Raw genomic sequence first — 15,574 nt, forward strand, 5'->3', positions numbered from 1 at the left:
TTGAATTTCCCCCTTTACATAGCCAAACGTTACATTTTTAGCAGAAGTAAAAACAATGCTATAAATATCATTAATCGCATTGCCAGCATGGGAATCATTGTTGGTACGATGGCTTTGTTTGTAGTTTTATCTGTTTTTAGCGGACTAAAAGTATTCAGTCTTTCGTTTGCAAACGAAATAGATCCTGATCTAAAAATTACCAGTACATACGGAAAATCATTTTTGATTACACCAGAACAGGAAGCTCAAATTAAAAAAATTGATGGTGTTATTTCGTATACTAAAATTATCGAAGAACGCGTTCTGTTTTTGTTCAAAGACAAGCAAAAAGTAACGTATTTAAAAGGTGTTGACCGTAATTATGCAGTAGTTAACGATATAAAAAAAAGGCTTTTTACCGGACAGTGGCTAAAACCAGATACGTATCAGGTTGTAATAGGGTACGGAATGTCTCGTGATTTTTCTTTAGGTGTTCTTGATTTTGAAAATCCGCTGCAAATATTTGCGCCTAAACCTGGAAAAGGCGCGATCGAAAATCCAGAGGATGCTTTTAATAAAACAGATGTTTTGCCAGTTGGAATTTATTCCATCAGCGAAGATTTAGATTCAAAATATGTTTTTGCTGATTTAGGTTTGGCACAGGAATTATTAATGTACAAACCCAATCAGATTTCAGGAATTGAATTTAACCTGAAAGAAAATGCAGATGAAAGTGCAATTGTAGCAAAACTAAAGCCCATCTTTCAAAATAAAATTACTTCAAAAAATAGAGCACAGCTTAATGAGTCGTTGTACAAAATGCTGAATACCGAAAATATTGCAGTTTATCTGATTTTTACTTTGGTAATTATCGTAGCACTTTTTAATTTGATTGGAGCATTAATTATGATGATTTTAGAGAAAAAAGGAAACTTGAAAACCCTTTTTAATCTCGGAACAGAAATTAGTCATCTTCGAAAAATATTTTTGCTTCAAGGTACTTTGTTAAGTGTTTTTGGAGGTTTAATCGGACTTGTTTTGGGTGTCATTTTGGTATTGCTGCAACAGCGATATGAGCTCATTATGATTACGCCAACTTTAGCTTTTCCGGTTGTTTTTACAGTCGAAAATATACTTATTGTATTAGGAACCATTATCTCACTTGGTTTTCTGGCTTCTTTAATTGCTTGCAGCCGTGTGAGCAAAAAGCTGTTAGATTAGTATTTTTTGCTAAGAAAAATTACCTATATTTATCGTCTTAAATAGCTACAGCATATGATTGTTTCTGCCTAATCCTACTTTTATTTTTTAGAATAGGATACTTACGTGTTTTCTCGAGTTCAGATTATTGAATCTGGATCAATTTTATCATTTATCCTAAAATATTATGACAGAAACTACAATAGAGAAAAGTTTATTTTCTAAAATTTTCACGACTTTAAAACAGGCCATAAAAGGCGACGAATCATTTGATTATACTGCCGGAAGTATTAAAAAAGCCGTTATTCTATTAGCTATTCCAATGGTTTTAGAAATGATGATGGAATCAGTTTTTGCATTGGTCGATTTATATTTCGTTGGTCATTTAGAACACAGCAGTTTTGCGATTCAGACCGTTGGTTTAACCGAATCAGTTCTTACTATTATATATTCACTAGCAATCGGAATGAGCATGGCGGCAACGGCCGTGGTAGCACGACGCATTGGCGAAAAAGATCCAGTCGCTGCTGCAAAAGCAGGAATGCAGGCCATTATAATTGCTTTTGCAGTAAATAGCATTATGAGTGTTTTAGGCGTTATGTATGCCAAAGACATTTTGGTTATTATGGGAGCTTCTGCGGAAGCGGCCGAACATGGCTACCGATTTACACAAATAATGATTGGCTCAAGTTTGTGCATCATGCTTTTATTCTTAATAAACGGAATATTTCGTGGTGCAGGAAATGCAGCAATTGCTATGAAAAGTCTTTGGCTGGCCAATATTTGCAATATTATTTTATGTCCTATTTTTATTAACGGTTTAGGACCAATCCCAGCTTTTGGATTAGTTGGTGCTGCATTGGCAACAACGATCGGAAGAAGTATTGGTGTATTATACCAAGTATACCATTTGTTTTTTGGAAAAGGTGCTTTAAAAATTATTATCTCTTATTTTATCCCAGATTTTCAGCAGATAAAAGCTTTAGTTAAAATCGCTGCTCCGGGAATTTTACAATTTGTAATTGCTTCCTGCAGTTGGATTTTTCTAGCGCAATTAGTTGCAACAACAGGAGGCGATCACGGTTCGGCGGGTTATCAGACAGCACTTAGAATTATGATGTTTTTTATTCTTCCGGCTTGGGGATTGAGTAATGCAGCCGCAACCTTAGTTGGACAAAATTTAGGGGCCAAGCAAATTGAGCGTGCCGAAAAATCAGTTTATACAACAGCAAGATATAATGTTATTTTTATGGCAACCATTATGGTCATTACATTGTGTTTTGGAAAATATATTATTTCGTTTTTCACAAATGACGAAATGGTAAAAACTGTTGCCGTTGAAGCTTTGCAGATTATGAGTGCAGGATTTATTTTCTACGGAATTGGGATGGTTTTGATAAATACTTTTAATGGAGCAGGAGATACTTGGACACCAACGGGAATTAATTTTTTCGGATTTTGGCTGTTTCAGATTCCGCTTGCGTTTATATTGGCGAAGCATTTTAACATGGGACCAACTGGAGTTTTTATTGCCATTCCGGTTGCAGAGACTGCGATTACTTTAGCAGGAATAGTGCTTTACAAAAAAGGAAAATGGAAACGTATTCAAGTATAAGTTTATAAAAAAAATGCCTTCAAATTTTGAAGGCATTTTTTTTATTGAATTAAGAATATTTATACAAATTCGTAACCTGCATAAACTTGTTCGATTTCTTTCATAATGGCGAACAAAACTTCAGGCTCATCCGTTGTCACTAATTTTTGTTTGTATTCTTTAAAAGAGTGAATGCCTTTGAAATAGTTTGTATAATGACGGCGCATTTCTACAATTCCCAAACGTTCGCCTTTCCATTCCATCGACCACATTAAATGATTTCTGGCAGCTTCTACACGATCAATAACCGTTGGAGCAGGCAAGTGCTCGCCAGTTTTAAAATAATGCTTGATTTCATTAAAAATCCATGGATAACCAATCGCAGCACGGCCGATCATGATACCGTCAATGCCGTATTCGTTTTTATATTGTAATGCTTTTTCTGGGCTGTCGATATCGCCGTTTCCAAAAATTGGCATTGTAATTCTTTGGTTGTTTTTTACACGCGCAATATGCGACCAGTCAGAATGACCTTTATACATTTGAGCTCGGGTTCTGGCGTGAATCGTTAAAGCTTGAACACCAATATCCTGAAGTCTTTCAGCCACTTCATCAATGTTAATAGAGTTTTCATCCCAGCCTAAACGCGTTTTTACGGTAACAGGCAAATCAGTTCCTTTAATAACCGCTTGTGTCAAACGTACCATCAAATCAACATCTTTTAAAACTCCCGCTCCAGCACCTTTGCAAACTACTTTTTTTACTGGACATCCAAAATTAATATCAACTAAATCTGGTTTTACTGTAGAAACAATTTTAGAAGACATTTCCATTGCTTCCTCATCGCCTCCAAAAATCTGAATTCCAACCGGACGTTCGTAATCAAAAATATCTAACTTCATTCGGCTTTTGATAGCATCGCGAATCAATCCTTCTGATGAAATAAATTCAGAATACATCATGTCAGCGCCGTGCGTTTTGCATAATCTGCGAAACGGCGGATCGCTAACGTCTTCCATCGGTGCTAATAATAAAGGAAATTCAGGTAATTCTATGTTGCCAATCTTGACCATCTTCAATATTTTGTGCAAAATTACAACATTTAGTTTAATTTGTACCAAATTGAGGTTCAAAGGTTCAGAGTAACAAAGGTTGAAAGGTTTTTTTATTAGTTTTTTAAGAAACCTTTGTCCCTTTGAACCTTTGTCCCTAAAAAATTATCTATAATCAAAAAACCGAATTGGTTTTCTGCTCATCGGATTAAAAACCAATGGATTTAATATTTCTTTTGAAGCAAATTCAATCTTTGGTGTAACTCTCAATTTGGCTCTAAAGTGATCTTTTATTTCTTGTAAAAATTCTGGAGTCTGGTTTTTTACCGCAATTTTTATTACGATTTCATCTGTGCCTAAATCGTTCGTCGAAATCTCAATAATATGATTTTCGATATTGTCAAAACCGCTCAAAACATCATTCATCGCAGGCGGATAAAGTGTTGTTCCTTTGTATTTTATCATTTGTTTTTTACGGCCAATTACTGGACCCACACGCAACGTATTTCTGCCACAGGCGCAAGGTTCATTATGAAGCTGTACAATATCTCCAGTTTTAAAACGCAATAAAGGCATAGCTTCGATACCCAAAGTGGTAAAAGTTAATTCGCCAACTTCTCCATTTTTTACGGGCATATTATCTTCATCTAAAACTTCTACAATAATTAATTCTGGATGATGATGACCTCCAACTCCGTGTTCACATTCTGTAAAAGCGGTACTCATTTCTGTCGAAGCATAAGTCGAAAACAACTTAATATCCCATTTATCTGTAATTTTTTGGGATAATGTATTCATCGAAAAATCGTCATTTCGCAATGATTCTCCAATGCAGATCGCTCCTTCTATACTCGAATTATTATACTCTATTCCGTGAATTTCAGCATATTCGATTAACTTCAATAAAAAAGAAGGAACCGTAATTAAATACGAAGGTTTATATTTTAAAATCGAATCCCATTGTAATTCTGGAATTCCAGCGCCAACTCTAATAACACCAACTTTTAATTTTCGAAGTCCAAGAAAATAAGCCAAACCAGCCATGAATTTTCGGTCTATTGTAGTCATCAACTGCACAACATCGCCTTCTGCAATTCCGGCGCAGGCAAACGAAATCGCTTCATTATAAGCCAATCGATCTAAATCTGAATCGGTTAAGCCAAAAGTTACCGGATCGCCTAAAGTTCCTGAACTCGAAGCATAATCTATAATTTTATGCTGTGGTACGCACAAAAAATCATCGTTGTATTGCTGTAAATCTTCTTTATTAGTTACAGGCAAATATTGTAAATCTTCAAGGGTTTTAATTTTAGAAATATCAATATTTTGTCCTGCGAAAAGGCGTTTATAAAAAGGTGAATTTTTGCTTATGTAAGTTAAAAGTTCGGTTAGTTTTTGTTCCTGAAAAATTTTAATTTCTTCTAAAGAATTTTTTTCTATTGCTGGAATCATTTTAATTTTCTTTTGAGTTTTTTTAAATATTTTTCAATTGTTGCTTTTTCAGGAGCGGTAGTAATTTCTTTTGTCAACGCTTTTTGGAAATTAGCTTGAGCCAGCTTAAATTCTTTTTTTTGATAAAAGTACAACCCTGCTTTGTAATATACAACCCAATAATCCGGGTTTAAAGATTGATAATGTTCTATGAATTCTAAAGAAACAGTTTCTTTGTTTTCTCGATATAAATCAAACTGATGATTTTGTATTTTAAACTTTTTATAGTTTTGATAAGCAGTCGATTTTACAAACGGATCTTCGGCTATGTTTAAATTTTCTTGTTCGAATGAAACAGCAGCATTTGATTTTCTTTCTTTAAAAATAGAATCGAGATTGTAACACACAAATTCGCCCATTTGAAACGGATTTGCAGAAACCCAAACCAGTTTTTCTTTAGGTTTAAAAATAATGCCATGATGCGCCAAAAGCTGATTCAAAGCTTTTTCATTTCCTAAACCTAGTGGAATATCTTTTAAGCCTTCTTTATTTCGTAAAATTTCTGATGCAATTTTTGGATTGATTTTTGAATTTTCAGACAAAAGTTCCTGCATTCTGTCCAAGCGATATTTAGAATGACTGTCTGCTATTTGCATTTCATTTCGCTTGTCATTTTCGAAAGCTTTGCTCTGAAAATGATTTGAACAAATTAATTGATTGGTGTTTGGAACATCAAAAACATCCATTTTCTTAGGAGAAACTTCAATCAAAACGGCTTTATTATCTTGAGCACTTCCAACCATAATAGATTCAGAAACAAAGACAGATCGCTTTTTGGCGATCATAATAGCTTCTTCAATATTTTGTGCGTGCTGTAAAATTTCGCGGGTCAAGATCGAAATGGGTGTTTTTGCACTTAGCGGAATTTCTGATTTTCCTGCATTAATTGTAACTGTCAAGCCTTCCTGATTCATTCCAGAAACTGCTCCAACCATTCCGGGCCAAGTTACCATCATAAATTTGTGGCCTTGTTCTGGACTTATAAACGCGATGATTTTGTTTTCCGCGAAAGCGTCATTTATATAAAAATCAAAATTTCGTCCGAGAATTAAATTGCCATCTTCTGATTTTTCGCCCCAAGCCGCAAACGAAGAACAGCCAACCAAAGCCAAATCTTGCAGCGCGTGCCCAATGTCGTGGGCCGCGTGCAAATATAAACTGCGCTGATATTGTGGAGCAATGTTCTCAAAATCGTGTGACGTGTATTGCGAAATGCCGTAAATTTCTGTCTGGTATTCTTCAGGAACATTCAGGTATAATTTTCGGTTGTACCATTTTAGAAATTGGCGCAATATTTTTTGTTCGAATCTGGACGGAATTATATCTTTTATTTTAGAGAAGAATATGTGTTCCTGATTCTTTAAAAGAGAGTCAGACAAAGCCCCTGTATTTAAACCAATCTCCAACGGATCGCCTTCTACATACAATTCCCAGAGACCTTGTTTGTTTTTTAAAAGCGAATTTTTTCCAGAAACAAAAACGGTGTCAGATTTTTTTATTACAGTAGGTTTTGAAGTATTAAGGTTTGAAATTTGAGGCTGATGACGCATAGATTTTGATGTTCCGCACGAAGCCAACATCAACAAAAAAACAACGAAAAAAAATAAATTAATCCGGTTTTTCATATCCCACTTTTATTCAAATGCTTTATTGATTTTTGTTACTAAATATTCTTTTCCTAGAATTTCTGAGCAGGTTACCACCGCACCAATCGTTACTCCTAAAACGCCATGCATATTGATACTTTGGCCAGTTAGATATAAATTGTCTAATTTGGTTTTTGAAGGAATAAGAGTTTTCATAGGATTATTAGAGTCCTTCACATAACCATACATATTCCCGCCATCACCTCCAATATAATCCCGATAAGAAAGTGGAGTAGAAGTGTGTATCGATTGAATACAGTCTGTAATTCCTGGAAATTTTATTTCAATTTCTTTTAAAAATTTTGCAGCTTTTCTTGATTTAAATGCTTCGTAACTTTCTCCCCGATCATTTTCTTGAACAGTGGTATTAAACGTATCTGCCCATGGCGCAACATCTTTATATTTCATATAGGTTATAAAAGTCATTCCTTCTGCCCATTCTTCCTGTTTTTTTGAGGCATTCATAGAAGCCATAAAAGCCTTTGGCCAAGAATTTTCGTCGTAATCATGAGCACTCCAGACTTCACTGCTTTTTTTAAAATGATAATGATTATGGTTGATATATTTAAAGGTTTCCGGTTTAAAAACAATGTATAAACTAAATGCCGATATGACGCCTTCAAGACTTTGAATACGATTTAAAAATGCTTTTCTGAAGTTTTCTTCGCCAGCCATTTTTAGGGTTGTTTTGGGTTCAATATTCGAAATAAACATAGAGCCAAAAACTTTTGTTCCGTCTTTTAATTCTACACAATCAACTTTGTTGTCTGTAACTTTAAAACGGGTAACTTCTTTATATTTATAAAATTCGCCTCCGTACTTTTTCAGTTGTTTTAAAAGCTGCTTCGTAATCTGGCTTCCGCCATTAATACATCGCCATGAACTTTGAATGTAAGAGTTGACAGAAAGCGCATGAACGTAAAAAGGCGATTTATCTGGAATTCCGGCATACAGAAAATTAGAACCAGCTAAAACTGCTTTTAATTTTTCGTTTTGCGTGCATTCGTCAATGATTTCTTTTGCATTTAACTCCAGAATTTCATTATCATATTTGCCTTCCCATTCTAAATTGTAGAGCGGAAATGATTCGCAAATTGCTTTTATTCTTTTGCAATATTCTTCAATATTTGCTTTTTCATCAGGAAAAAAATCGACTAATTGATTGGCAAAATTTTCGTAACCCTGTGCATGTGGATATTCATTTTCGTCGTCTTCAAACGAAATAATGTCAAAACCATTTTCATCTAATTTTTTCAGATTAAGATGATCCATAATGCCCAAATAAGTAAAATATTTGTACAAATTTTGCCCTTCTTCTAAACCTCCGATATAATGAATTCCGGTATCAAAAATAGTTTTATCGCGTACAAAAGTCTGAAGATTGCCACCATATTGATTGTTTTTTTCGAGCACACAAACGCTATAGCCTTCTTTAGCCAAAATTATTGACGAGACCAATCCGCCCAATCCGCTGCCAACAATTACAATATCGTATTGCTCCTTCATCTTAATTTTTCTCTAATACGATTATAGAATCTTCTTCTAAAACAGATTCAAAACCAAAATTAAGCAAAGTATTTTTTAAGTCCGAACTATTGATTAAGATTATAGATGAAGTGGTCGAAATTATTTTTTCAAGAGCATCTTTGTAATTTTCATCAGAAATTAAAACAACATCGTATTGATTTTGCAACGCAAATTCCAGATCATCTAAATAAGATATTTTTCTTTTTTTAACGAAATAATTGGTTTTTGAAACCGACAGTTTTTCTTCGTCAAAATTGTATGAAGTTACTTTTCGCTGTGGTTCCTGCAACGTTAATAATACATCTAACTGACCGTAATCGTTTGATAAATGCAATATTTTGGCTTTCGCCGAAAGATGCTTGTTGAGATGATAGTAAGTTTCAAGGTTATTTTTTAAATCGCTTTTGACGCTGTTTACGATTTCGATTTCTTTATAATCAAAACTATGAATAACCATTTTTTTGAAATACTCGGGACCTTCTAAACGCTGACGAATTTTATGATACTCTTCTTTAAAAAAGACACTCATTTGTTTTGTTCTTTCGGCATAATTTTTCCCGAAAGAAAGATTGTCAGGCGTGATTCTTTCTAAAATAGAGACCGTAAGATGGCTGTCATGAATAACAAAATCACCTTTCGGAATTGTCTCTGACGCGCCATGAATAATTACAGGGAGAATGTCTAAATTAAATTCTTCTGCAAGATAAAATGCTCCTTTGTGAAAACGCTTAATCTGATTACTTTCTGAACGTGTTCCTTCTGGAAAAACCATTAACGAATATCCTTCATTTACTTTTTGGCGTAAATGTTCAACACCGCCTTCAATTCCTTCAGAAACAGGATAGAAACCTGCTTTTCTAACTGTACCGCCAAAAATAGGAGAGTTGTAAACCCAATCGTTTACCAGAAATATAATTTTTGGACTAAGCATTCCCATTGCTAAAATATCGATAAAAGAAGAATGGTTTGCAATGATAATTGCCGGTTTATCGAAGGTTTCATTATACTGATTAATGACTTTTTTATGAAGAAATGGATTAGAATACAAAACTGATTTCATGAATTTTGAAATGAAGTATCGAAAGCCTTTCATTTTTGTTTTTTCATTTACAGGAAGAATAGGCATAATCGTTATGCTGAAAAGAGACATCAAAATACCACCAAGTCCGTAATAAGTAAATGAAACAATACCGTGAATAAAAGTTCGCAGCATAAAAGGCGGATTTCCTTTTTTCGAGCGATTTGATATAAATATTTTAAATAGAATTGGATAAAAAATAAACGTAATAATCAGCGCAGCAAAAACTCCAATCAATGAAACAGAAGAAATAGATCGCAAAGCCGGATGCTGTGCAAAAATCATGGCACCAATTCCTAAAATAGTTGTAATAACAGCCAGAATAATTGAAGTTCTATAAATCGCAATTTCGTTTTTTCCGGTTGTATATTCTTTTTGAAGTGCACTTGTCATGAAAATACTAAAATCGACACCGTGGCCAAAAATCAAAGTACATACAATCATACTGAAAATGTTCATTTGAATGCCAAAAATGCCCATTATTCCTGCAGTTACAATTCCGGTTAAAGCAATCGGAATACAGCTAACAATAACCAATTCGATTCTTCTGAAAAAGAAAAACAAAATCAGAATTACGGCAACAAAAGAATAATTAACAAGCGAATTAAAATCAGTTTTTAAAGTGCTGAAAAACGTTTCATTCATTTGCTGACGGTCGATCGCAATCAAATTATTTTTGGCTGAAGCCGATTTTACAAAAGCATCTCGTTGTTTTGGCGTCACTTTTACTAAAGTCGAAATCGTATAAAAACCATCTTTTTCGGTTACAAATTCTTTTAGCTGCAATGCTTGAATTTTTAAATAATTTGCTGCAGAAATAGGTTTGAAATTAGAATCTAAATGATCAAAAAAAGCATCATATGTTGTTGGCTTAAACCCAAGTTTTGAACCTTCAGCAATTAATTGTGATTTTAAAACTTGTTTTTTATTGGCATTCCAAAACGAATTCCATTTATCAATTTTTTCTTGTTGTGTTTTCTGCGAAAGCATAATTCCTCCAACCGAACTAAAATTTAATATTTTATTTTGCTGTTTTTCAGCTGCTAAATCAGCAAAAAGGTTAGAATTGTTTTGCAAAACTTCATCCATACTTTTTCCGTACGAAGCCACATAAATGGTTTTTGAAGTTAAGCTTGTACTTTCTTCCAATTGTTTTTCGGCGGCTTTTATTTCCTTCGGAACAAAATTCAATTGCGACAAATCGTTATTGAAACCGACATTGTTATATGTAAAACAGCATACAATTGTAATTAAAACGCAAAAACCAATTAAAATTTTATTGTTATGAAAAGAGAAATGCGCCAATTTATCAATCACATTTTTCTTATGGTCAAAATTGTTTTCTTTTGGTTTGTATAAATGAGGAACAATCAAAAGTGAGAAAAAAGCAGAAGCCATTACGATCACGGCAGCAAAAATTCCTAAATCATTCAACGCATCAGATTTTACAAAAAGCAGACATAAAAATGCAACAGCTGTTGTAGAACTGCTCATAATTACGGGCATCGTAATATCTTTGTATAATGTTTTTACATCGCTGTTGTGTTTGTAATGCGTGAGAATGTGTATGGAATAATCGATCGTGATTCCCAATAAAATAGAACCAATTCCGAGTGAAATGGCAGAGATTTGTTCTTTTACAAAATATAAAAATGCAACGGCAAAGAGCGCGCCGAAAATCGTTGGAATAAAAATGATTATCGGAATCAAGATTTTTCTATAAAACAAAATCAAAATCAGCATCAGCATGATCATCGCGATTGTTGTCGTCAAAATAATATCGCTTTTGATTTGATTGGCATTTGCCACCGCAATTAAAGCCGAACCAAAATAACTGATCGAAGTTTTGCCTTTGAATTTCTGATTTAAATGATCTTGAATCGATTGGAGCTTTGCAGCAAAAATGCTGTTTTTTTCGGTTTCGCTCGACGGAAGATTTGATGTTATAAAAAGCAATAATTTCTTTTTGTCCTTCGTCATTACAAAACCATTGTCGAGCGTAAAATCGTCTCCAATATTAAGCTGTTGTAATTTTTTTAAAGCGATAAAAGAAATTCCAAGCGGATCCTCAAGAATAAAATCTTTTGTAATAAATCCTGAAGGCGAAATAATCGATTTGTAATTTCCTTGAACCGTAGCTGCAATACTGTCTTTTTGCAATTTATTTTGAATCGCGGCGTAGTCTTTATTTTCTAAAAAAAGAGGCAGATTGTTGTAGACAAAATCAATAGTTTCCTGAATGTTTTCTTCATCAATTTTTCCTTGAATTCCGGTAATATAAGGTTTGCAGGATTTCGCAACACTGTCAGAAAAAGCGGTTGCCATTTCTTTTAAATCTTCGTCAGAGCCATTTTTTTCTAGTTTGAAAATAACGGTTATTTTATCGGCAAAGTTAAGTTGTTTTAAAACTTTTGCTGTAACATCGGCTTTGTCGTTAGTGGGAATAAGTTTGGTTATGTCTTCTTCAAATTTAATTTGAGAAGCAAAAAAGCCAAATATAAAAAGCAACAGAATAGCCAATAAAACCGATAAAGATTTTCGTCGGTTTACAAATAAATGAATGGCGTAGAAGTACTGATGCATAATTATTTATTATTGTTTTTTGCCACAGATTAAAGGAATTAGTAACGAAAAAATCATTTTAATCCTTTAATCTGAGGCAAAACGGAATTTAAATATTTTTTTTGTTTTTAGAACTAAAAGCAGTTAAAAGCAGATAACTTATAAAACCAACTAAAAGTGCTGAAACAGCTGCTAAAATAAGACTTCCCACGATATATTGTGTTGCATTTTGCTGAATATCATTAAGTGTGATCGAACTGTCTAAAACCAAAGGGGCATCATTGGATACAAAATAGCTGCCCATTTTTAACGAACCGTAGATAACAAACGGAATAAAAGGCGGAAAACTAACATTTGAAGATAAATAGGCAATGACTTTATTAAGCCTGAATAAGGCGGCAAAAGTAAAAAGCAACACAGTTTGAAATCCCCAGAAAGGTGAGATCCCGATAAAAATACCCAAAGCAATTGCAGCGGCTTTTTTGAAATTAGAATCGTTGCTTTCTAAAATATCTTCAAGAAAGAATTTTTTAAATCCTTTTTTTTTTGCTCTTCTAAAAAAATCTCGAGGCTTGATATACAACAAAGCGTTAGTTACCAAAACGGTATTTAAAATACTGATTCGGGTAAAATCTCGAAACGGACGAAAGTGTGAAACGCGTTCTGCGGGATCGTACAAAACCTGAATCGGAATATTTTTAACTACAATACCTTTCCATGCCGAACGCACAATTACCTCAATTTCAAACTCAAATTTATTGGTGTAAAATTGCTTTGGAATAAGCTGCAGCGGATATAATCTGAAACCAGATTGTGTGTCTTCTAATTTAATTCCGGTTTCAAATTTGAACCAAAAATTAGAGAATTTATTTCCGAAACTGCTTTTCTTTGGCACATTTTCTTGTGTCATATTTCGGCTTCCAATTAATAAAGAATTGGGTTCTTTCTGAATTGCAGCAATAAAACTCGGAATATCTGATGCAAAATGCTGTCCGTCAGAATCTATCGTGATGGCGTATTCAAATTTCATTTCGATCGCTTTTCTAAAACCATTTCTAAGCGCTCTTCCTTTTCCTAAATTATTAGGATGATGAATTTGTGTTAACTGAGAATAGTTTTGTAAAATTTCGAAAGTCGTATCTGTTGACCCGTCATTAACAATAATAATATTTGAAGTGAAACCTAAAATAGAATCCAGCACTTTTTGCAGCGTTTTATGATTATTGTACGTCGGGACAATAACACAAAAAGAAGTGGAATTAAGTAAGTCGTGCTGTGATAAGGTAGGTTTCATTTAGTGTTTTGCTTTCGCTTACTTCACGAATTGTTTTTCTTTTTCAGAGAAACTTTTAGATTGTAAAATAAAGTCTTTTAGGTATTCTTTTAATGTGGCATTTTGCGCACTATAATGATCTGTAAGGTATTTTTTGTCTTCCTTTATGTTCTTTTTATAACCCGTAATTGGCGGAACATTCTCTTGAATGCTCAAACGAATCAAACGGATTTCGATATTATTAGGTTCGCTTTTTATAGTCGATTCCAGTAATTTTGCACCTTCTTTAAAACGATCCATTTTACTTTTCATCTTTTTCTCAAACTTCGAATCTAATAAAATCGAAGCCGCTTTGTAAGCCACTAAAGTTTTATCATCGCTGTTAGAAATGTCAGACAATTTTTCTGAAAACTCTTTCGCATTACTTTCAGATTTTGTAACACCCGTATATAATTTTCTGATAGTCGCCAAATCTGGCGTACCAGCTAAATTTACCCATAAAAGTAAGGTTAACAACAGTTTCATAATCACATTTTTTTATACACAGTGCTCAATTTCAGAGCAACCGTATCGTTAAAATAAGTTGTATTTTTTACTTTAACCAAATCATCTTCGGTTTTTGCAATATCAAGCTCCAAACGCAATTCAGGAGTAACTTCCGGATTAATAAGCGCCATGAATTTAACATTCGCAAGCGTCTGAATCATTAAAGTACTATTGGTAATTTTTTCCGTCAATTCTTTAATAATCTGAATCATGCAAACTCCTGGCATAATCGGATTTCCTGGAAAATGACCTTTGAAAACTTCGTGTTTTTCATTGACCAAAATCGTAATATTATATTTAGAATCTTCTGTTTTTTCTTCTGAAAGAACTTTATAAAAATCTTTTAAAACCATTTTTTATTTTTTTTCACTAAAAGCGTAAGCAATACCGAATTGAAAATTTACATTTCTATTATAGTCGCCAAAAATCCTATTGTTACTGTCGTCATTATTATAATAGCTGCTTTCTAAAACATCATATAACCCTTTTTTAATCCGTCCTTCAATGCTTAGGCCAGAAGGAAAACAATAGGCAAATCCGACCAAAATTGCGGCATCATTGTATGTTTTTCTTCGAACCAAATTGTTGTTCACCAAAATATCTAATGACGGTCCAAATTGTAATTGAATACCCGGTCCAAATGTAAATTTGTTCATCATAGCAAACGATACATAACCTAATTGAAGATCACGATATTCAACTTTTTTCACATCATCAGCATAATAAATTCGGGCAAGATTATTTGCTCCTTGCCTGATATAAGTTATTTCGGGCTGTAATGCATAATGTTTTCTAATATTTATCTCTCCAAATCCGCCAAGGTAAAAGTCAGTTTTATAATCAGAATTCATTTCTGAAATATTTGAAAAACTAAAACCGCCTCTGAAACCCGGCCTAAAAACTACCTGAGCTTTCGCTTGAAGCAATACAACGAAAAAGAGTATTGCAGCTGCTATACTTTTAAAGTCCAATATTATTTGACTTTAAAAGTATAACTGATACCAATCTGGAAAACTTGATTTAAAATTATATCATCATAATAATAATTGTTTCCGTTATCATAATCAAGACCGTCGTAACCGTAAATATCAATTAATCCTTGTTTGAATCTCGCTTCAAAAGTTAATCCGTTTGGCAGTGTATATCCAATGCCGCCTACAAAAGCAATATCAGCATCTATCGGATTAAAACCATATCGTCCAAAATTGTCATCTGTTTTTAAATCAAATGATGGTCCGGCCAAAAGATGAAAACCGCCTCCGTTAAAATTAAATTTAGCTACTGCTCCAAATGTCAAGTAGTTAAGATCGTATGTTTTCTGATCTAATATTGAATTTTGTTCCGGAGAACCATCATAGTAATAGCCTTTGCTTCCTTGTCTTGAATAAGTTAGTTCTGGCTGTAAGGTGAAAAACTTATTGAATTTTATTTCAACTAAACCTCCAACATAAAAATCAGATTTCATGTCGTTGCCGTCGATATTGGTTAATCTCGAAAGATTTAAACCACCGCGAATTCCCGGACTAACTCTTACCTGCGCTTCCGCGGATGAAAGACCGATAAATAAGACAAATGCAATTAAGGTTAATTTTCTCATATTGGGTTTGATTTAGTTAAGGTTAATTG

12 protein-coding genes are annotated in these 15,574 nt (G+C 33.6%); 2 read left to right on the top strand and 10 right to left on the bottom strand.

Annotated elements, in window-relative coordinates; genetic code table 11:
* Positions 1 to 1,200 carry an ABC transporter permease gene (locus tag IRZ83_RS06540; protein ID WP_194567627.1) on the top strand — a complete coding sequence of 400 codons (1,200 nt, stop codon included), beginning with the start codon at positions 1 to 3 and terminating at the stop codon, positions 1,198 to 1,200.
* Positions 1,201 to 1,366: 166 nt separating this feature from the next.
* Positions 1,367 to 2,794 carry an MATE family efflux transporter gene (locus IRZ83_RS06545; protein WP_194567629.1) on the top strand — a complete coding sequence of 476 codons (1,428 nt, stop codon included), beginning with the start codon at positions 1,367 to 1,369 and terminating at the stop codon, positions 2,792 to 2,794.
* Between the two features lie 59 nt (positions 2,795 to 2,853).
* On the opposite strand, the gene dusB is transcribed toward IRZ83_RS06545, so the two are convergent.
* The 10 genes from dusB to IRZ83_RS06595 all read right to left on the bottom strand — a co-directional run bounded on the left by dusB (position 2,854) and on the right by IRZ83_RS06595 (position 15,545).
* Entirely contained in the window at positions 2,854 to 3,846 is a 993-nt protein-coding gene (gene dusB / locus IRZ83_RS06550) for a tRNA dihydrouridine synthase DusB (protein WP_194567631.1), read from the bottom strand.
* Positions 3,847 to 3,990: 144 nt separating this feature from the next.
* A complete protein-coding gene (locus tag IRZ83_RS06555; RefSeq protein WP_194567633.1) occupies positions 3,991 to 5,277 on the bottom strand; it encodes a phenylacetate--CoA ligase family protein in 1,287 nt (428 codons plus the stop codon).
* Entirely contained in the window at positions 5,274 to 6,941 is a 1,668-nt protein-coding gene (locus tag IRZ83_RS06560; protein WP_194567635.1) for a C45 family autoproteolytic acyltransferase/hydolase, read from the bottom strand. Before IRZ83_RS06560 ends, IRZ83_RS06555 begins: the two co-directional genes overlap by 4 nt.
* Before the next feature lie 9 nt (positions 6,942 to 6,950).
* A complete protein-coding gene (locus IRZ83_RS06565; RefSeq protein WP_194567637.1) occupies positions 6,951 to 8,468 on the bottom strand; it encodes a phytoene desaturase family protein in 1,518 nt (505 codons plus the stop codon).
* Between the two features lies 1 nt (position 8,469).
* Entirely contained in the window at positions 8,470 to 12,150 is a 3,681-nt protein-coding gene (locus IRZ83_RS06570; RefSeq protein WP_194567639.1) for a 1-acyl-sn-glycerol-3-phosphate acyltransferase, read from the bottom strand.
* 88 nt (positions 12,151 to 12,238) lie between these two features.
* The gene (locus IRZ83_RS06575) at positions 12,239 to 13,423 is read right to left on the bottom strand and encodes a DUF2062 domain-containing protein (protein ID WP_194567641.1); all 1,185 of its coding nucleotides are present in this window, start codon (positions 13,421 to 13,423) and stop codon (positions 12,239 to 12,241) included.
* Positions 13,424 to 13,441: 18 nt separating this feature from the next.
* The gene (locus IRZ83_RS06580; RefSeq protein ID WP_194567644.1) at positions 13,442 to 13,927 is read right to left on the bottom strand and encodes a hypothetical protein; all 486 of its coding nucleotides are present in this window, start codon (positions 13,925 to 13,927) and stop codon (positions 13,442 to 13,444) included.
* A gap of 2 nt (positions 13,928 to 13,929) precedes the next feature.
* A complete protein-coding gene (locus IRZ83_RS06585) occupies positions 13,930 to 14,301 on the bottom strand; it encodes a 3-hydroxyacyl-ACP dehydratase (RefSeq protein ID WP_029271414.1) in 372 nt (123 codons plus the stop codon).
* A 3-nt stretch (positions 14,302 to 14,304) separates the two neighbouring features.
* Positions 14,305 to 14,919 (bottom strand): outer membrane beta-barrel protein, encoded by a 615-nt coding sequence (locus IRZ83_RS06590; RefSeq protein WP_228520666.1) that lies wholly within the window; start codon positions 14,917 to 14,919, stop codon positions 14,305 to 14,307.
* Between the two features lie 2 nt (positions 14,920 to 14,921).
* Entirely contained in the window at positions 14,922 to 15,545 is a 624-nt protein-coding gene (locus IRZ83_RS06595) for a porin family protein (protein WP_194567646.1), read from the bottom strand.
* Positions 15,546 to 15,574: the final 29 nt, after the last annotated feature.

The sequence above is a fragment of the Flavobacterium sp. JLP genome, from assembly GCF_015350755.1.
In the GTDB taxonomy this organism is placed as follows: domain Bacteria; phylum Bacteroidota; class Bacteroidia; order Flavobacteriales; family Flavobacteriaceae; genus Flavobacterium.

Coding starts and splice junctions, on each gene's coding strand:
- IRZ83_RS06555 (WP_194567633.1), bottom strand. CDS start 5,277: ATGATTCCAGCAATAGAAAAAAATTCTTTAGAAGAAATTAAAATTTTT.
- IRZ83_RS06585 (WP_029271414.1), bottom strand. CDS start 14,301: ATGGTTTTAAAAGATTTTTATAAAGTTCTTTCAGAAGAAAAAACAGAA.
- IRZ83_RS06565 (WP_194567637.1), bottom strand. CDS start 8,468: ATGAAGGAGCAATACGATATTGTAATTGTTGGCAGCGGATTGGGCGGA.
- IRZ83_RS06545 (WP_194567629.1), top strand. CDS start 1,367: ATGACAGAAACTACAATAGAGAAAAGTTTATTTTCTAAAATTTTCACG.
- IRZ83_RS06575 (WP_194567641.1), bottom strand. CDS start 13,423: ATGAAACCTACCTTATCACAGCACGACTTACTTAATTCCACTTCTTTT.
- IRZ83_RS06570 (WP_194567639.1), bottom strand. CDS start 12,150: ATGCATCAGTACTTCTACGCCATTCATTTATTTGTAAACCGACGAAAA.
- IRZ83_RS06595 (WP_194567646.1), bottom strand. CDS start 15,545: ATGAGAAAATTAACCTTAATTGCATTTGTCTTATTTATCGGTCTTTCA.
- dusB (WP_194567631.1), bottom strand. CDS start 3,846: ATGGTCAAGATTGGCAACATAGAATTACCTGAATTTCCTTTATTATTA.
- IRZ83_RS06560 (WP_194567635.1), bottom strand. CDS start 6,941: ATGAAAAACCGGATTAATTTATTTTTTTTCGTTGTTTTTTTGTTGATG.
- IRZ83_RS06580 (WP_194567644.1), bottom strand. CDS start 13,927: ATGAAACTGTTGTTAACCTTACTTTTATGGGTAAATTTAGCTGGTACG.